Source organism: Streptomyces sp. NPDC013455 (assembly GCF_040632975.1).
In the GTDB taxonomy this organism is placed as follows: Bacteria; Actinomycetota; Actinomycetes; order Streptomycetales; family Streptomycetaceae; genus Streptomyces.
The window spans coordinates 109,360-128,041 of the sequence record NZ_JBEYCX010000015.1 but is presented as its reverse complement, the minus strand read 5'-3'; the positions used below and the strand labels follow the sequence as shown (position 1 = coordinate 128,041).

Here is an 18,682-nt window from a genome sequence, read left to right as displayed (position 1 = left end):
TGTTGCCGATACGGCAAAATGAGGACCGAAGCGGGCACGTTCCGGCAAGATCCGCCCGCGTCGGCGCAGCGCGCGGTCCGCCGGGGCCGGGGTGGTCGGGCCCCGGCCCCGGCGGACGCTCAGCCGGCTACGGCAGCGCCGGGTACGCGTTCTGCATCAGCTGCTGGAACTGGGCGGAGAACCAGTGCCCGGCCAGCGGTGAGTTCGCCATCGCGCCCGTGGGGTTGTTGCCGTTGCGGGCGTTGCCGCCGTACGTCGGGTCGCACATCCGGTCGAAGCCCTTGCCCTCGTCGTTGTCGATGGCGGAGCTGGCTCCGTCCGACTCCCCCGGGGGCTTGACCCACACATAGGCGTCGATACCGGCCGCCGGGGCCGCGGTCGGCCGTTCGCCGAGGCCGGCGCCGCTCTGGTTGCACCAGTTGCCGGCGTGGATGCGCCGGTCGATGCGGCTGCCGTTGACGTAGTCGTCGACGGAGGTCAGCGGGCCGGACTTGGTGGGCCGGGCCGAGCCGCCCCAGCCGTTGCGGGAGGTGTCGACCAGCATGCCGAGGTTGCTGTTGAAGCCGGCCGCGACGAGCTTGTCCCGCAGCGCCTGGGCGAAGGACTGCTCGTCCACGTACTGGTTCCAGTCGACCCACTTCGACTGGCGCACGGTCTGCCCGTTGACGGTGTCGGTGATCTTGAAGTACGGCTCCTTGGTGGCGCCGTAGTTGGCGGTGTTGACGATGAAGCCGGTCACGTCGTTCACGCTGGCGCCGTTGGTGGTGGCGACCTTGTAGAACTCCTGGACCGTGGGCCCGAGGTTGGAGTCCCAGCCGAGCCAGGCGTGGTGGCCGGCGTCGATGTAGTTGTAGACGTTCGGGATGGCGCCCAGCTTGTCGAGGGCGTAGCTGACGCCCTTCTCGTAGTTGCCGTTAGCCTTCATGGTCGCGCAGGCGTCGGTGCTGCCGGCGGTGCCGCCCGCGTTGGTGACCAGGTTGGGCAGCGAGTCCGGCTCGATGACGGTGGCGATCCGCAGGCCCGCGTACTTGGAGTCGGACAGGATCGACGCGATCGGGTCGATGTACTGCGTCTTGTACTTGTCGATGTCGTTGGGTCCGAGTTCGCCGTTGGAGGCGAGGGCGGCGCAGTCGCGGCCGGGCAGGTCGTAGATGACCAGCTGGATGACCAGCTCGCCGGAGCCCTTCTGCTTCACCGCCTCGTCCAGGTGGGCGCGCAGGCCCATGCCGCCGTTGACGCCGTTGATGGCGGCGATCCGGTCGAGCCAGACCGCCGTGGACTGGTTGGCGACGCGGCTGCCGCCCGGTTCGGCGGCGGCCTTGGCCGACCACTCCGGGTTGACGTAGCCCTTGGCTCCGCTGTAGGGGTTGTCGGCGCGGCTGCCGGTGTCCCCGCCGCCCCCGCCGGTGCTGCCACCGGTGCTGCCTCCCGTGGTGCCCCCGGTGTCTCCGCCCGTGCTGCCCCCGGTGGTCCCGCCCGTGCTGCCTCCGGTGCTGCCGCCGGTGCTGCCGCCGGTGCTGCCGTCGACGTTGCAGGTGACGCCGTCGAGCGTGAAGGTGGCGGGAACGGAGTTGGTGCCGCTGTACGTGCCGTTGAAGCCGAAGCTGACGGTGCCGCCGGTCGCGAGCGCGCCGTTGTAGCTCTCGTTGGCCGCGGTGACCGCGGTGCCGCTCTGGCTGATCTTCGCGTTCCAGCCGCTGGTCACCTTCTGGGTGCCGCCGTAGGTCCACTTCAGCGACCAGCTCGACTTGGCGGCGGCGTTGTTGGTGATGGTCACGGCGGCGGTGAAGCCGGTGTCCCACTGGCTCTGGATCTTGTAGTCGACGGCGCAGGGGGCCGCGGCGACGGTGGCTGCGGAGCCGGACGGCAGGGCGGCGAACGCCGTCCCGGAGGCTCCGGCCAGCAGCCCCAGGGCCACCAGCAGGGTTGTCTGGGTGGTACGACTCATGAGTGCGGGTTCCTTAGCTGTTCCGTGGGATCTACGGGTTGAGGGCGCGCAGGTGGTCACGCAGCCCGATGCCGTACGCGGTGGGCGTGCCGTCGTAGGCGGAGATGAGGGACGGCCCGGAGGAGCAGTCCCAGGTGTTCCAGGTCCACCCCAGGTAGGAGAGGTTCCGGTCGTCGAACCACTTCACGACCTGGTCGGTGAACCCGTGCGAGCAGGTGTTCTCGCCGATCTCCCCGGCGACCAGCGGTACCTGGGCGGCAACCGGGGCGAGGGTGGAGTTCCAGCAGCTCTCGCTGGAACAGGTGTTGAAGTTGTAGACGTGGTACGCGGCGGCGAGATTGCCGGCCGGGTCGGTGGGCTTGTACGTGAGCCACTGGCTCAGGTCGTTGGAGTACGCCAGCCCGCCGGCCATGATGACGTTCTCGGCGCCGGTGCCGCGGATGGCGTCGACGAGGTCCTGCATGCCGGCGACCTCGTAGGGGATCCCGGGGCAGGTGCCCCCGTCCCGCCAGCACTTCCAGGCGTCCGCGGCGCTGGAGGCCGCCCGGTCCGGGTACGGCTCGTTGAAGAGGTCGAACACGGTGGCCTGGTCGTCCTTGAACGTACTGGCCACCGACGCCCAGAAGGAGGGCGCGTACTGCATGTCGGGCATCGGCTTCTGGCAGGTGGCGTGCACGTCGGAGCAGCCGGCCGAGTTCCCGGTGTACTGGCCGTAGGACCAGTGCAGTTCCAGGATCGGGGTCATGCCGTGCGCCTCGACGCGGGCCACCAGTTCCTTGACGGCGGAGATGTAGTTCGCGCCGCCGTACTCGGGTTTGATGTGGGGAAGACCCAGCCAGCACTCCTCGTTGAGCGGGATACGGACCGCGTTCGCCTTCCAGCCGGCGATCGCCTTGATCGCCGCGTCGTCCACCGGGCCGTCCCAGATGCCGTAGCCCTGCACGCACATGAACTCGCCGCCGGAGCGGTTGACGCCGAGCAGGCGGCGGGTGCCGCCGCCCGCGTCCACGAACCGGTTGCCCAGGACGCGCAGGTCGGGTGCCTTGCCGTCGGACGGGGGCGGTGTCGTCGGCGGCGGGGTCGTCGGGCCGGAGTCCGCGTTGCAGGTCGTGCCGTTCAGCTTGAACACGGACGGCGCGGTGTTGCTCCCCGACCAGGAGGCGAGGAACCCGGCGCTGACGCTCGCACCACTGCCGAGCGCGCCGTTCCAGCCCTCGTTGGCCGCGGTCACGGTGGTGCCGGACTGGGACCACTTGGCGTTCCAGCCCTGGGTGACCTGCTGGCCGCCGGCGAAGTCGAAGGTGACCTTCCAGCTGCTGAGCGCGGCCTGGTGGTTGGTGATCCGCACCGAACCCTGGAAGCCCCCGTCCCACTGGCCGGTGACGGCGTACTCCACCGTGCAGGCGGGGGTGGCTCCCTGGGCCGACACCACCGGGACGAGCACGCCCGACACGAGCGCGACCGCACCGGCGGCGGCTAAAAGTACTGAACGCGGGGGGTGTCGCATGAGCGACTCCTAGCAGTTTGGCGCGCCGTGACGGACGCGTCGACTGAACGGAATCGCTCCCACTGGTGCGAGTGAAGGTAGCGCCAAGTGGCCGGAATGGACAGGGGAGTTGCTCGACTTTTCTGTCAGCGGGTCTGTCGAATCTTTTCGACTCTTCAAGCACCTTGACCGCCCCTGAGCCCGTACCCACTATGGGAGCGCTCCCACTGGTTCAAGCCTTGACTTCTCCCGAGCCGCAAGCCCGCAAGGAGGAACCAGCACCATGGATCCCGGACGCAGAGGCAGAGCCGTGCGGCGGCTGTGGACCGCGGCGGCCGCCGTGTTCGCCCTGCCGCTCTCGATGCTCGCCACCGGCACCCCCGCCGCGCACGCGGCCGCCGTGCAGTGCAGCGTCGACTACAAGACCAACGACTGGGGTTCCGGCTTCACCGCCGACCTCACGATCACCAACCGTGGCACGGACACCATCAACGGCTGGACGCTGACGTACGCCTACTCGGGCAACCAGAAGCTGTCCAACGGCTGGAACGGCACCTGGTCCCAGTCCGGCCAGACGGTCACCGTCAAGAACGCCTCGTACAACGGCACCATCGCCACGGGCGCCGCCGTCTCCACCGGCGCCCAGTTCACCTACAGCGGCACCAACACGGCGCCCACCTCCTTCGCGGTCAACGGCACGTCCTGCACCGGTGCCCACCAGCCGCCGGTGACCGTGCTGACCAGCCCCAGCGCGGGCGCGGTCTACACGCAGGGGGCCGCGGTGCCCCTCGCGGCGACCGCGGCGGCGGCCGACAACGCGACCATCAGCAAGGTGGAGTTCTACGACGACACCACGCTGCTGGGCACGGACACCAGCGCGCCGTACTCGCTCTCGGTCTCCGACCTGACGGCGGGCAGCCACTCGCTGGTGGCGAAGGCGTACGACAGTCTGGGCGCGTCCGCCGCGTCCACGCCGGTCGGCATCACCGTCGCCTCCGGCCCGGCCGTGGTGGCCTCGCCGACGCAGCTGGGCGTCCAGCAGGGCAAGACGGGCACGTTCTCGGTGAAGCTGTCGACCCAGCCGAGCGCGAACGTGACGGTGAGCACCACCCGTACGGACGGCAACACCGGCCTGTCCGTGACGGGCGGCTCCGCGCTGACCTTCACCCCGTCGAACTGGAACACCGCGCAGAACGTGACCATCACGGCGGACTCCGCCGGCACCGGCAGCGCCACCTTCACGGCGTCGGCCACCGGCCACACCAAGGCGACGGTCACGGTCACGGAGCTGCCCGCCTCCAAGGCGTACGACGCCCGGTTCCTGGACCTGTACGGGAAGATCACCAACCCGGCGAACGGCTACTTCTCCCCCGAGGGCATCCCGTACCACTCGGTGGAGACGCTGATCGTCGAGGCACCGGACCACGGCCACGAGACCACGTCCGAGGCGTACAGCTACCTGCTCTGGCTCCAGGCGATGTACGGCAAGGTCACCGGCGACTGGTCGAAGTTCAACGGCGCCTGGGAGATCATGGAGAAGTACATGATCCCCACCCACGCCGACCAGCCGACGAACTCCTTCTACAACGCCTCCAAGCCGGCGACGTACGCGCCCGAGCACGACACCCCGAACGAGTACCCGGCGAAGCTGGACACGGGCGTGTCGGTGGGCCCGGACCCGATCGCCGGTGAGCTGAAGAGCGCGTATGGCACGGACGACGTCTACGGCATGCACTGGATCCAGGACGTCGACAACGTCTACGGCTACGGCAACGAGCCCGGCAAGTGCGAGGCCGGCCCGACCGCCACCGGACCGTCCTACATCAACACCTTCCAGCGCGGCCCGCAGGAGTCCGTCTGGGAGACGGTCCCGCAGCCGACCTGCGACGCCTTCAAGTACGGCGGCAGGAACGGCTACCTGGACCTGTTCACCGGCGACTCCTCCTACGCCAAGCAGTGGAAGTTCACCAACGCCCCGGACGCGGACTCGCGCGCGGTGCAGGCCGCGTACTGGGCCGACGTGTGGGCCAAGCAGCAGGGCAAGGGCGCGGACGTGTCCGGGACGGTCGCCAAGGCGGCCAAGATGGGCGACTACCTGCGCTACGCGATGTACGACAAGTACTTCAAGAAGATCGGCAACTGCACGAGCCCGTCCTGCCCGGCCGGCACCGGCAAGGACGCCTCGCACTACCTGCTCTCCTGGTACTACGCCTGGGGCGGTGCCACCGACACCAGCGCCGGCTGGGCCTGGCGGATCGGCTCCAGCCACGTGCACGGGGGCTACCAGAACCCGCTGGCCGCGTACGCGCTCAGCTCCTACTCCGCCCTGAAGCCCAAGTCGGCCACGGGCGCGTCGGACTGGTCCACGTCGCTCAAGCGCCAGCTGGAGTTCTACCAGTGGCTCCAGTCCTCCGAGGGGGCCATCGCGGGCGGCGCGACCAACAGCTGGCAGGGCAGGTACGCCACCCCGCCGGCCGGCACCTCCACCTTCTACGGCATGGCCTACGACTGGCAGCCCGTCTACCACGACCCGCCCTCCAACCAGTGGTTCGGGTTCCAGGCGTGGTCGATGGAGCGGGTCGCCGAGTACTACCAGCAGACCGGGAACGCCACGGCCAAGGCGATCCTCGACAAGTGGGTGAAGTGGGCGCTGTCCAAGACCACGGTCAACCCGGACGGCACCTACCGGATCCCCTCGACCCTCCAGTGGTCGGGCCAGCCCGACACCTGGAACCCCTCCAGCCCCGGTTCCAACAGCGGACTGCACGTCACGGTCGCCGACTACACCGACGACGTCGGCGTGGCCGCCGCGTACGCCAAGACCCTGACGTACTACGCCGCCAAGTCCGGTGACACGGCCGCCAAGTCCACGGCGAAGGCGCTGCTGGACGGCATGTGGGCGCACTACCAGGACAGCCTCGGCATCGCCGTTCCCGAGACCCGCACCGACTACAGCCGGTTCAACGACGGCGTGTACGTGCCGAGCGGCTGGACCGGCACCATGCCGAACGGCGACACGATCAACTCCTCGTCCACCTTCTCCTCGCTCCGGTCCTTCTACAAGAGCGACCCGAACTGGTCGAAGGTCGAGGCGTACCTGAAGGGCGGCGCCGCGCCGGTCTTCACGTACCACCGCTTCTGGGCCCAGGCCGACATCGCGATGGCCATGGGCTCGTACGCGGAGCTCCTGGAATAGGCCGGCACCTCTTCACGGGCGGCCCCACCCGGACGGGAGGGGCCGCCCCCTGCCATGAAAGGACTCCCCCATGCCGAGAACCCGCATCCTCACCGCCGTGCTGGCCCTCGCCGCCGGCCTGCTGTCCGGCACCCCGCCCGCCCTGGCCGCGTCCGCCCCGCGGGTGACCGTCGCGGCGGACACCTACACCTGGCACAACGCCCGGATCGACGGCGGCGGCTTCGTCCCCGGGATCGTGTTCAACCGCTCGGAGAAGGACCTGGTCTACGCCCGGACCGACATCGGCGGCGCCTACCGCTGGGTCGAGTCCTCCCAGACCTGGACACCGCTGCTGGACTCGGTCGGCTGGGACGACTGGGGGCACACCGGCGTCGTCAGCCTGGCCTCCGACCCGGTGGAGACGGACAAGGTGTACGCGGCCGTCGGGACGTACACCAACAGCTGGGACCCGGGCAACGGCGCGGTCCTGCGCTCCGCGGACCGGGGGGCGAGCTGGCGGAAGGCGGACCTGCCCTTCAAGCTGGGCGGCAACATGCCGGGCCGGGGCATGGGCGAGCGGCTGGCGATCGACCCGAACAAGAACAGCGTGCTGTACCTGGGCGCGCCCAGCGGCAAGGGCCTGTGGCGGTCGACGGACTCCGGGGCGACCTGGTCACAGGTGACGAACTTCCCGAACGTGGGCGACTACCGGGCGGACCCCAGCGACACGTCCGGCTACGGCTCCGACAACCAGGGCATCGTCTGGGTCACCTTCGACGAGTCCACCGGCACCTCCGGCAGCGCCACGAAGACCGTCTACGTGGGGGTGGCCGACAAGGACGACGCCGTGTACCGCTCGACGGACGCGGGCGCGACCTGGCAGCGGCTGCCCGGCCAGCCCACGGGCCGGCTGGCCCACAAGGGGGTGCTGGACGCGGCGAACGGCTACCTGTACCTCGCCTACAGCGATACCGGTGGCCCGTACGACGGCGGCAAGGGCCAGTTGTGGCGGTACGCGACCGCGACGGGCACCTGGACGAACATCAGCCCGGCCGCCGAGGCCGACACCTACTACGGGTTCAGCGGGCTGACCGTCGACCGGCAGAAGCCCGGCACGGTGATGGCGACGGCGTACAGCTCCTGGTGGCCGGACACGCAGATCTTCCGGTCGACGGACAGCGGCGGCACCTGGACGAAGGCGTGGGACTACACGTCGTACCCCGACCGCTCGAACCGGTACACGATGGACGTCTCGTCCTCGCCGTGGCTGACCTGGGGCGCCAACCCGTCACCACCCGAGCAGACACCCAAGCTCGGCTGGATGACGGAGTCGCTGGAGATCGACCCGTTCGACTCCGACCGCATGATGTACGGCACCGGCGCGACGGTCTACGGCACCGAGGACCTGACGAACTGGGACCGCGGCACCCGGTTCACCGTCAGGCCCATGGTGCGGGGGCTGGAGGAGACGGCCGTCAACGACCTCGTCTCTCCCCCGTCGGGCGCCCCGCTGCTCAGCGCGCTCGGTGACGTGGGCGGTTTCCGGCACACGGACCTGACGAAGGTGCCGGCGCTGATGTACACCTCGCCGAACTTCACCTCCACCACCAGCCTGGACTTCGCCGAGACCAAGCCCGACACGGTGGTGCGGGCCGGCAACCTGGACTCGGGTCCGCACATCGCGTTCTCCACCGACAACGGCGCCAACTGGTTCGCGGGCAGCGACCCCTCGGGCGTCAGCGGCGGCGGCACGGTCGCCGCGGCGGCCGACGGCAGCCGCTTCGTGTGGAGCCCGCAGGGCGCGGGCGTGCACTACACGACGGGTACCGGCACCTCCTGGTCGGCGTCGGCCGGCATCCCGGCGGGTGCGATCGTCGAGTCGGACCGGGTCGACCCGAAGGTGTTCTACGGTTACAAGTCCGGCACCTTCTACGTCAGTTCGGACGGAGGGGCGACCTTCACCGCCTCCGCCGCGAGCGGCCTGCCCGGCGGTGACAGCGTCCGCTTCAAGGCGTTGCCCGGCACCAAGGGCGACGTGTGGCTGGCGGGCGGGGCGAACGACGGGGCGTACGGCCTGTGGCACTCGACGAACGGCGGGGCGAGCTTCACCAAGCTGGCGAACGTGGAGCAGGCCGACACCATCGGCTTCGGCAAGGCGGCGACGGGAGCCTCGTACCAGACGCTCTACACCAGTGCGAAGATCGGCGGCGTGCGCGGCATCTTCCGCTCCACCGACAAGGGCGCGACCTGGACCCGGATCAACGACGACGCCCACCGGTGGGGCTGGACGGGTGCCACGATCACCGGCGACCCGCGCGTCTACGGCCGGGTGTACATCGGGACCAACGGCCGGGGGATCGTCTACGGCGACACCTCCGACACCGGCGGCGACGGGGGCGGCGGGGGCACGGACCCCGGGCCGCAGCCGGCCGGCGCCTGCGCGGTGGCGTACACGGTCACCAACCAGTGGTCGGGCGGTTTCCAGGCCGAGGTGCGGCTGTCCAACACGGGCACCAGCGCCTGGAACGGCTGGGCGCTGAGCTGGACCTTCCCCGACGGGCAGACGGTGTCCCAGATGTGGAACGCCGAGCACTCCACCTCGGGCGGGACGGTGACGGCGAAGAACGTGGGCTGGAACGGGACCGTGGCGACGGGCTCCTCGGTGAGCTTCGGCTTCACGGGCAACTGGACCGGCACGAACGGGAAACCGACCGCGTTCAGGCTGGGTGACCGGTCCTGCGCGGTGAGCTAGCCGCGGGCGCGCCGGGCGGCCGGGCGGAGCAGTTCACGCCTCCGGCTTCCGGAACGCCCGCAGGCTGAACTCCGGGTCCGGGCGGGGCCGGTCCTGGTCGGGGAGGGCTGCGAGGCGGGCCGCGTACTCCTCGCTGCGGGGCTCCCCCGGCGGCAGTGTCACGAACCAGCCGCGCCGCAGGTCGGCGATGGTGCGGCGGGGGCTGCGCCCCTGCCCGCGGCCCGGGAAGCGGGCCCGGCCGGCGGGAGTCAGCCCGTGCGCGGCGGCGACGGCACGGACGGTGCCGTCGGCGTCGCGGGCGGGGCTGGGCGGGCGGGAGGCGAGCACCGCGTCGATGTCGCTGCCCACGTTGTGCGCGGCGGCCTTGTCGACGGTGGTGACGTAGACGCCGCCGGGCCGCAGCACCCGGGCGCACTCGGCGATGACGGCGCGCACGTCGGTGTCCTGCAGCAGGTGCAGCAGCCAGACGGTGGTGACCGCGTCGAACGTGGCGTCGCGGAAGGGCAGTCGGCGGCTGTCGGCCCGGACGATCGCGCCGGACAGCCGGACCGAGGCCATGCGGACCATGGCCGGCGTGAGGTCCGCACCGGTCACCCGCAGTCCTGGCCGGGCCGCGGCCAGCTGCCGGGTGACGATGCCGGTGCCGCAGCCGACGTCCAGCAGCCGGCCCGGCCCCGGCGGCGTCAGGCCGAGGACGGCCCGCGCGGCCGCTTCGGCGCGGGCCTCGCCGCCGCGCGAGATGTCGTAATCCTGGGCTTCCTTCTCGTAGTCGAGCACAGTGCTCAGTGTGCCCCGTGACCTGGCGCGATGTCCTCCACCCTGCGGGCGAGGGAGAAGTCCTTCCCGGTGACGGCACCGCCCGCGCTGTGGGTGTGCACGCTGAGGGAGACCGTGTGGTGGCCGAGGGTGAGATCGGAGTGGTGGTCCAGCTCCTCCTGGATGCCGGCGATGTGCACGACCAGCGCCGCCGCCGCGAAGTGCGAGCCGAGCCGGTAGGAGCGGGTGAGGCGGTCGCCCTCCAGGGACCAGCCGGGCAGCTCGGCCAGCCGGTCCTCGATCTCCTTCTGCGACAACGGTTCGACGGCCATGGCCGGACTCCCTTCGTGACGGAACGGTGCGTCCCCCGGAACGGTGCGTGCCCCCCGGGGGTTGTACCCACTCGGGGGTCACCCTGCCACGCCGCCGGGGGCGGAGGGGGCGGCCTGCCCGGTGCCCGAGCGGCCGTCAGGCGGCGAAGGCGTTGATCGGATTCCCGGGTTCCGTTGCCTCGGGCACGTGTGCGAGACGGCAACACGTGACAGACTGCTGCCCGCGTACGTCGGCGCACAGGGGAGGGCGTGGCGTGAGTGAGCGGCGGGCTGCGCCCACCGTCGGCCAGGTGGTGCTCGGCAAGCGGTTGCAGGAGCTGCGGGAGGCGTCCGGGCTGAGCCGCGACGAGGCCGCCCGGGTGCTGCGCGTGGCCTCGGCGACCGTGCGGCGGATGGAGATGGCCGAGGTCTCGCTGAAAATCCCCTACGTGCAGGTGCTGCTGACCACCTACGGGGTGGCCGAGGAGGAGGCCGCCGCGTTCGTCCGGCTGGCCGAGGAGGCCAACCAGCCCGGCTGGTGGCAGCGCTTCCACGACGTGCTGCCGGACTGGTTCAGCCTGTACGTCAGCCTGGAGGGCGCCGCCCGCATCATCCGCTCCTACGAACCGCACTTCATACCCGGCCTGCTCCAGACCGAGGACTACGCACGGGCGGTGATGGAGGCCGGGACGATCGGGCAGACCTCGCCGGAGACGATCGAGCGGCACGTGTCGCTGCGCATGGAACGGCAGCGGCTGCTGGAGCGGGAGGACCCGCCCCACCTGTGGGTCATCATGGACGAGACGGTGCTCAGGCGCCCGGTGAGCATGCGGCCCCAGGTGCTGCGGCAGCAGTTGGACCGGCTGCTGGAGTACACCGAACGGGACCGGGTCACCCTCCAGGTCGCCGAGTTCGCCGCGGGCCCGCACCCGGGGACGTACGCGCCGTTCACGCTGTTCCGGTTCGCCGAGCCGGAGCTGCCCGACATGGTGTTCACCGAGTACCTGACCGGTGCCCTCTACCTGGACTCGCGCCGCGAGGTGGCCGCGCACCTGGAGGTCCTGGACCACATGACGGCACGGGCCGCCTCCGCCCGGCGCACGCGCGAACTGCTGCGGGAGCACCGCGGGGCGCTCTGAGCCCCGCGTGACCCGTACGGGTCTGCGAACAGGTGGGTTCCCGGGGCCGCCCCTAGGTTCTGAGTACGGGGTGAACCCAGGGAGCGCACGTGAGCGACACGCGGATACCGCCCGGGGAGCCCGGCGCGGCACGCGGACGACGCGGGGCCCGCCGGTGAGTGGCCGCGCCCGCGTCCGGGCACGGACGGCGCGCCGGCCCCGGCGAGGGGCCGTGTGCTCCGACGACGCGAAGGAGGCCCGATGCCCTCGGACGCGGTGCTCTACCAGGCGGCGGCCCTCTGCCTGACCTACCCGGACGAGGACGTCATCGCCCGGCTGCCGCTGCTGCGCGAGGCCGCCCCGCAGCTGCGGGCGTTCACCGACCACGCGGCCCTCACCCCGCCGCGCGTCCTGGCCGCCCACTACCTGCGGGTCTTCGACTCCACGCACCGGCACGGCCTCTACCTGAGCCGGTGGCGCGAGGGCGACGCCCATCGGCGCGGGACGTCCCTGGTCCGCTTCCAGGACCTCTACCGCCGGCACGGGCTGAGCTGCAGCGGCGAGGAGCTGCCGGACTTCCTGCCGGCGGTGCTGGAGTTCACGGCGCGGACCGGTGACACCGTTCTCCTCACCGAGTACCGCGACGGGCTGGAGCGGCTGCGGGCGCGGCTGACCGGCTGCGGCACGCCGTACGCCAGTGTCCTGGACGCGGTGTGCGCCACCCTGCCCACCGTCCGCACCGGGCACCTTTGACCGCACCGCCGCGGGGCGCCCCGCTCTCGGGCCGCCCCGCGCCCTGCCGTCGGCCGCGCCCCGGGAAGGGGCGCGGCGTCGGGGTCGTCCGGCGTCAGGCCAGTTCGGCCGTCAGGGTGATCGTCGTACCGGTCAGGGCCTGGCTGACCGGGCAGTTCTTCTTGGCGTCCTCGGCGGCCGCGGCGAAGCCCTGCTCGTCCAGGCCGGGCACCTCGCCGCGCACGGTGATGTGGATGCCGGTGATGCCCTCGCCCGGCTGGAAGGTGACGTCGGCCTTGGTCTCCAGCCGGGTGGGCGGGTTGCCGGCGCCGGTCAGGCCGTGCGAGAGGGCCATGGAGAAGCAGCTGGAGTGGGCCGCGGCGATCAGCTCCTCGGGGCTGGTCCTGCCGTTCGCCTGCTCGGCGCGCGAGGGCCACGACACCGGCTGGCTGCCGATGCCGGAGGAGTCGAAGGTGACGGTGCCGCTGCCGGTGAGCAGCTCGCCCTCCCAGACGGTGTGCGCGGTGCGCGTGGTTGCCACGATGCTTCCTTTCGCGAGTGTCGCGGTTCCGGGGTACCCGGGTCTCCTATCCGATCACATCCGGGCTCATCGCACTCTGAAGACCGGCCCACGCGGTGTGAACGGCAGGAGACGACCCTGCGGGATCAGGTAGGCGTGTTCCCGGCGCACCCGCAGCGCGTCGCACCAGCCGTCGGTGATGATCAGCACCGGCGCGGCGGGCGGGAAGTCCTCGGCCCGGTGCAGCAGGTCGATGCCGGGCTGGAGGACCGTACCGCCGCGCCCGTGCACCCGCACCCGGCCGGCGATCTCGGTGACCGGCAGATAACCGGCGTCGTGCGGGGCCGCGTCGCAGAACACCACCCGCGCGGCCGGCACGTCGCGGGCCTCGGCGTAGGAGGCGATCGCGCCGAGCGCCTTGCCGAGCAGGGTGCGGCTCATCGAGCCGGAGGTGTCGAGGACGACACCGAAGGTGCAGCGGGCGATCTCCTCGGGCGGGAAGTACCGGCCCGCGCGCGGGATGTCCGGGGTGGCGGCCTGGCGGCGGGCGGGGCGGGCGTAGGACCGCACGGGCTCCGGGCGCGGCACGAACTCGTCGAACCAGCGCGCCAGTCGGGCGTCCCAGGGCAGCGGCGGATGGCTGAGGGCACGGATCTCCTCGACGAGGCCGCCGGGCAGGTACCCGCGGTCCTGCGCCTGGTGCAGGTCGAGGCCCCGGGCCAGGCCGCGGCGGTAGAACGCGTCCAGGTCGACGTAGTCGCCGGCCGGGCGGAGTGGACCGCCGAGGACGTCGCCGGCGCCCTTGCCGCGCAGGGTGGCCAGGCGGCGCATCCGGCGCAGGTCGACGGCGATGCGGTCGTAGACCTCCTCGGCGGACAGACCGGCCAGCCCCGGGTCGTGCAGCAGCCCCTCGGGCATGGCTCCCACCTGCATCTCGACCAGCCAGCCGTTGATGACGTAGTCGCAGGCGACGTTGAACAGGTAGGGGTCGCGGGTGCCGCAGCGGTCGCCGTGGCGCAGGGCGGCGTGCAGCATCTCGTGGGCGAGGATGAACCGCCACTCCTCGTCCTCGAAGGTGCGCAGCGGGTTGACGTAGATTTCGCCGGCCTCGGGGTCGACGGCGGCGATTTGGATGCCGTGGGCGCGGGCCAGTTCGGCGTCGGCGACCAGGGTGATGCCGGCCGCGATGCCGCCCAGCAGCGGGTAGGAGGAGACGAACCAGCTCAGGGCCCTCTCCCAGGGCCGCCGTGGGACGCGCTCACCGTCGAGGCTGTCCAGGCGTCCGCCGGCCATGTCCATCGCGGCGGACACGGTCCGGGTCAGCGCGGTGGCGAAGGCGAGTTGGCGGTCCGGCGGGGGCCCGCACCACGTGGGCCACTCGGTCAGCACCTGGTCGGCGGCGGGCCCGGCGGTGCCGCAGCGCTCGTAGGCGGGGGGCAGCCCGTGGGCGCGCCAGCGGGCTGCGAGCTGCTCCTCGTCGCCGTCGGGGTAGCTCTGCGGCAGCTCCTCGGGGGCGGTGCCGACGGGGAAGCCGAGCAGGAAGCGGTTGACGACGACGCAGCGTGCAGCGAGGTCGTACCGGTCGGGCTGCTCGCGCGGGCCCTTGGCGGCCGGCAGGTGCCCGAAGCCGAGGTGCAGGGCGGCGTGCGCGAGCGCCCACGCCCAGGCGCCCGGCTCGGCGAGCCGGTGGGGGTGGGCGTGCACGGTGCCGTCGGAGTCGACGGCGAGCAGGCCCTCGCGGGGCGCGAAGGAGCAGCTCTCGCTGCGGCAGGTGTCGAAGTGCACCGCGGCGAGCGCCGGGTTGGCGCGCAGCAGCCGCAGGCCCTCGGCGAACGCCTCGCCGGCCCGGTCCCGCTTCTGCTTCGGCCGGGTGCGGCTCACCGCCGCGCCTCCACCAGCCGGGGCATGTCACGGGCGGCCTCGACCAGGAACCACGAGGGCAGGACCGGGTTGCCGTCGGCGTCGGAGGCGATGACGGTCTGGGCGACCTCGACGGAGATCTCGGCGAGCTGGACCAGCAGGGCCTTGGCGCGGTGGGCGACCTGCCGGCCGTGCGCCGACATGTGCTCCTTGCCGGCGGGCAGTTCCTTCACCAGCCGGCCGCGGAAGGAGTCGGCCAGGTAGTACAGCAGGTCGCGGTCCTCCAGGCGGTGCGGCCAGCCGGCGTCGCCCTTGAGGATGGCCTCGATCCCGAACCGGCTGCGCACGACCTTGACGTAGCCGCAGAACGCGGTGGCGTGCGCCGGGGTGAGCGTGCCGTGCGCGAGGACGTGCAGCGTCGGCTCGTCCAGGCCGGGGCCGAAGGAGTGCAGGGCGTCGGAGAGCATGTGCCAGGAGCGGGGCGTGGAGAACGGCTCCTCGGTCTTCGGCGGCTTGGACCACAGGTGGTCCGGCCGGTCGGTGAGGTGGTCCGTGATCCACGGGTGGATGCCGTTGCCGGCGGCCCAGGCCAGCCAGTCCGTCGCGGAGACCTCCAGATGGACGTGGGCGAGCCGGTTCACCAGGGCGGAGGCGAGCGGCCGGGCCAGGGCGTTGTCGGTGGCGCGGTTCCCGGCGCCGATGACGATGGAGCCCGCGGGAAGTTCGTAGGAGCCGATGCGGCGGTCCAGGATCAGGGAGTAGAACGCCTTCTGCACGTCCGGCGTGGCCGCGTTGAGCTCGTCCAGGAACAGGCAGTACGGCTCGTCCCGGGCGATCGCCTCCGGCGGGCAGAACACCGAGCGTCCGTCGCGGATCTGCGGTACGCCGATCAGGTCCTCGGGTGCCAGCTGGGTGCCGAGCAGGCTCACGCACTCCAGGCCGAGGGAGGCGGCGAACTCCCGCACCAGCGAGGACTTCCCGATGCCCGGGGCGCCCCAGAGGAAGACGGGCCGGACGGTGGCGAGTCCGAGCAGGAGTTCGGGGACGCGGGCGGGGGTGACGCTGACGGCAGCCTGCAAGGCGGGGTTCCTCGGTGGTGTTCGACAGGGACGTACGACTCGAACAGTGTGGGAGGTGTGCCGTGCGGCCGCAGCCGATTTTTCAGGCCGCCCGCTCCTCCTCCGCCGCGGCCACGGACAGCCGCGGGCCGTTCAGTTCGCGCAGCCAGCGGCGCAGTACGTGGTGGATCCGCTCGGCACCGACGGGTTCCGCCCCGTCCGCGGCCGGCTCGGACAGCTCCCGCGGCCAGAGCAGGAACGGGCGGGACTGGGCGCCGCCGAGCCCGCCGTGGGAGCCGATCTGCTCCTCGAAGGCGAGGACCTCGCCGTCGTCCGGGTCGAGGGCGGAGTTCACCATGATGTCGGCGGTGTGCGGGAAGGAGTGGGTGCGGCGCACGGCGTCGGCGGCGCCGGGGCCGAAGCCGGCCAGCGGACCGCGTTCGTCGTCGAGTTCGGCCAGCGGGATCTCCGCGCCGTGGGCGCCCAGTACCACGCCGTCGTGTTCCGCGCTGCGCACCAGCAGGAAGCCGATGCCGGGGTGATTGGCGAGGGTGGCGAGCAGGGCGGGGTGGCGGGCGTCGATCTCCTCCTTGGTCATGCGGTGCGGGACGTCGGGGAAGGAGACCAGGCCCAGGTTGCCGGAGGCCAGCACGATCGGTTCCCGGCCGCGGGCGGGGCCCGGGCGTTCGCCGGTCTCCTCCACCGGCCGGCGCAGGGCGGCGCGGACGGCGGCCCGGGCTTCCGCGCCGCTGCGGGTACGGCCGGCCCGGCGGGGGACGGGCAGTCCGCAGCCGGCCCGGACGAGGTCGGCGAGGGTGAGGCCGTAGCGGGCGCGGAAGGTCTCGCCGGGGCTCTGGCCGTGGTCGGAGAGGACGACGATCCGGTAGGGGCGCGGGGCGTGTTCGGCCACCCGTTCGAGGAGGGCGAGGGACCGGTCGAGGCGCTGGAGGACCTTCTCGGCGTCGCGGCTGCGCGGGCCGGAGTGGTGGGCGACCTCGTCGTAGGCGACGAGGTCGGCGTAGACGACGCTGCGGCCGGCGAGCATGTCGCCCATGACCGCGGCGACGACGACGTCCCGCTCCACGACCGTGGCGAAGGCCCGGACGAAGGGGTAGAGGCCGCCCCGGCCGACGCGCGGACGCTGCCCGCGGAGGCGGGCGCGGGTGGACTGGCCGATCTCGCGGGCCACCTCGGCGACGAAGGACAGGGCGGTGCGGACGGCGCCCGCGGGGTCGGAGAAGTAGGCGAAGTAGCCGGCGCGGGACCGGTTGGCGCGGTCCCGGCGGCGGGTGGCGATCGACAGCACGAGGGCCTGTTCCCCTGCGCCGCCGCTGAAGAGGTTGCCGCGGCTGGCGCCGTCGACGGCGAGGAGTCCGCCGTCGCCGGTGCGCAGGGCGGCCCGGCGCTGCAGCTCGGCGGCGCTCGTCGGCCGGTTGCACACCATCACTTCGCCGCGGTCCTTCTCGTACCAGCGGAAGGCCGGGACGTCGAAGTTGCTGCCGTGCAGGATGCCGAGCTGACTGGCGCCGGTCTGGCTGGACCAGTCGGTGCGCCAGGGGGTGAGCCGGTGCGTGGGCCGGTGCGTGGGCCGGTGGGCGGGCCGGACGCGGTCGCCCGCCGCGTCCCCGCCCCGGTCCGCCGGCCCCGGCCCGTCGTCCGCCGGCCGTGCGGCGTCACCGGCCGGGCGTGCGGCGTCACCGGCCAGGCGTGCGGCGTCACCGGCCGGCCGGGTGCCGTCGCCGGCGGACAGCCAGCGGGCGACCGTCGGCATCAGGCCCTTGTCGACCGCGTCCGTGAGGACGTCGTGGCCGACGCCGTCGAGCTGGACGCAGACCAGACCGGGGGTCGTGGGGCACGGTGGCCGGGCGCGGCGGCCGCGGGTGGCGAGGCGGTGCAGGCGGCGCCGGTAGGTCTCGTCGTCGCGGACGGCGAGGGCCGCGCCGGTGGCCGAGGCGACGGCGGACATCACGGCGGCCACGATGACCGCGGTCTCCGGGGCCGCCTCGCCGCGGCCGGAGGGGTTGACGCGCAGGGCGAGCAGCAGCAGGGAGCCGTTGAGGAAGAAGACCAGCAGGCCGAGGACGAAGGCGGGGACGAGCAGCAGCAGGCGGACCAGGAGCGGCCAGACGACGGCCGAGAGGATGCCGAAGGCGCCGGCCCCCGAGGCGGCGGTGACGGCGATGCGGGTGGCGCTGTCGCCGTCGGCGGACTGGAGCTGGAAGTCGGGCAGCGCCCCCGCGAGGGCCAGCATGGTGAGTGTGGAGACCGCCCATACGGCGATGCTCCGACCGATCTGACTGGCGATCCGCCGCCACCGTACGTCCCGCACGCCCCGCACACCTCACGTTCCGGCTCTCTCCCGCCGTCCCGGCTCTCTCCCGGCGCGCCGGCGGACACACGCCCGTGCCGCTCCGCCCGGCCGGGCCGGGTCCACCCTGTCACACCGGAACGGGCCCCCTCGGGCGGGCCGGTGGCGTCAGCGGCCGTCGTACCCCGCCGTCGGCATCGACAGCCTCCGGTGCACCCGCGCCTTCATCTGCGCGTCGTACGACGGCTCGGCCCGCCCCACGGTCTCGACCCGCACGCCCCGGCGGGCGCACTCGGCGGTGAACTCCTCCACCGACGACAGGGCCCGGCGCAGCACCCGGAGGCTGGGCGCGACGAACACGTCCACGCCGGGCCGGATCCCGTCCCACAGGGCGCAATGGTCGAAACGCAGTCCGCCGACGAGGAGTTCCCGCACGATGACGTAGCCGCGCTCGGCGGCCCAGCGGGCGCACATGGCGTGCTGGCTGCGCGAGTCCACGAGGAAGGGATCGGCCTCCAGCTCCTCCAGGGGTGTCAGGCTGGCGATCGCGGTGACCCGCACCGTCGTGAGCGCACCTACGGCACCCCGCAGCTGTCCCATGGCGTCCCCCTCACCTCCGGGTTTCGCCGCCGACCCTACTCCTGCCCGTAGGCTTCGG

Annotated in this window: 13 protein-coding genes; 4 read left to right on the top strand and 9 right to left on the bottom strand. The window is 72.4% G+C overall.

The annotated features are described in order from the left end of the window. Nucleotides 1-127: 127 nt before the first annotated feature. A complete protein-coding gene (locus ABZ576_RS23760) occupies nt 128-1,948 on the bottom strand; it encodes a glycoside hydrolase family 6 protein (protein ID WP_360744217.1) in 1,821 nt (606 codons plus the stop codon). A gap of 31 nt (nt 1,949-1,979) precedes the next feature. Continuing rightward, a complete protein-coding gene (locus ABZ576_RS23755) occupies nt 1,980-3,455 on the bottom strand; it encodes a cellulase family glycosylhydrolase (protein WP_360744214.1) in 1,476 nt (491 codons plus the stop codon). A 262-nt stretch (nt 3,456-3,717) separates the two neighbouring features. On the opposite strand from ABZ576_RS23755, the gene ABZ576_RS23750 reads away from it, so the two are divergent. After that, nucleotides 3,718-6,630, top strand: a complete 2,913-nt coding sequence (locus ABZ576_RS23750; protein WP_360744211.1) for a glycoside hydrolase family 48 protein — start codon at nt 3,718-3,720, stop codon at nt 6,628-6,630. Nucleotides 6,631-6,700: 70 nt separating this feature from the next. Continuing rightward, entirely contained in the window at nt 6,701-9,361 is a 2,661-nt protein-coding gene (locus ABZ576_RS23745) for a cellulose binding domain-containing protein (protein WP_360744208.1), read from the top strand. Between the two features lie 33 nt (nt 9,362-9,394). On the opposite strand, the gene ABZ576_RS23740 is transcribed toward ABZ576_RS23745, so the two are convergent. Both ABZ576_RS23740 and ABZ576_RS23735 read right to left on the bottom strand, forming a co-directional pair. Beyond that, nucleotides 9,395-10,138 carry a class I SAM-dependent methyltransferase gene (locus ABZ576_RS23740; protein WP_360744205.1) on the bottom strand — a complete coding sequence of 248 codons (744 nt, stop codon included), beginning with the start codon at nt 10,136-10,138 and terminating at the stop codon, nt 9,395-9,397. Between the two features lie 5 nt (nt 10,139-10,143). Beyond that, on the bottom strand, nt 10,144-10,449 hold the full coding sequence (locus ABZ576_RS23735) for a 4a-hydroxytetrahydrobiopterin dehydratase (protein WP_360744202.1): 306 nt from the start codon (nt 10,447-10,449) through the stop codon (nt 10,144-10,146). Nucleotides 10,450-10,703: 254 nt separating this feature from the next. Here ABZ576_RS23735 and ABZ576_RS23730 point away from each other — a divergent pair, with 254 nt between their 5' ends. Then, nucleotides 10,704-11,567 (top strand): helix-turn-helix transcriptional regulator, encoded by an 864-nt coding sequence (locus ABZ576_RS23730; protein WP_360744199.1) that lies wholly within the window; start codon nt 10,704-10,706, stop codon nt 11,565-11,567. 240 nt (nt 11,568-11,807) lie between these two features. Beyond that, the gene (gene narJ / locus ABZ576_RS23725) at nt 11,808-12,299 is read left to right on the top strand and encodes a nitrate reductase molybdenum cofactor assembly chaperone (RefSeq protein WP_360744196.1); all 492 of its coding nucleotides are present in this window, start codon (nt 11,808-11,810) and stop codon (nt 12,297-12,299) included. Between the two features lie 94 nt (nt 12,300-12,393). On the opposite strand, the gene ABZ576_RS23720 is transcribed toward narJ, so the two are convergent. From ABZ576_RS23720 to ABZ576_RS23700, 5 genes are all read right to left on the bottom strand, one after another. Further along, nucleotides 12,394-12,819, bottom strand: coding sequence for an OsmC family protein (locus tag ABZ576_RS23720; protein ID WP_360744193.1), 426 nt, complete (start codon nt 12,817-12,819; stop codon nt 12,394-12,396). Between the two features lie 66 nt (nt 12,820-12,885). Then, entirely contained in the window at nt 12,886-14,679 is a 1,794-nt protein-coding gene (locus ABZ576_RS23715; RefSeq protein WP_360744190.1) for a hypothetical protein, read from the bottom strand. Next, nucleotides 14,676-15,737 carry a MoxR family ATPase gene (locus ABZ576_RS23710; protein ID WP_360744187.1) on the bottom strand — a complete coding sequence of 354 codons (1,062 nt, stop codon included), beginning with the start codon at nt 15,735-15,737 and terminating at the stop codon, nt 14,676-14,678. Before ABZ576_RS23710 ends, ABZ576_RS23715 begins: the two co-directional genes overlap by 4 nt. Before the next feature lie 82 nt (nt 15,738-15,819). Next, nucleotides 15,820-18,045 (bottom strand): phage holin family protein, encoded by a 2,226-nt coding sequence (locus tag ABZ576_RS23705; RefSeq protein WP_360744184.1) that lies wholly within the window; start codon nt 18,043-18,045, stop codon nt 15,820-15,822. A 147-nt stretch (nt 18,046-18,192) separates the two neighbouring features. Further along, nucleotides 18,193-18,624 (bottom strand): hypothetical protein, encoded by a 432-nt coding sequence (locus tag ABZ576_RS23700; RefSeq protein WP_360744181.1) that lies wholly within the window; start codon nt 18,622-18,624, stop codon nt 18,193-18,195. Nucleotides 18,625-18,682 lie beyond the last annotated feature (58 nt).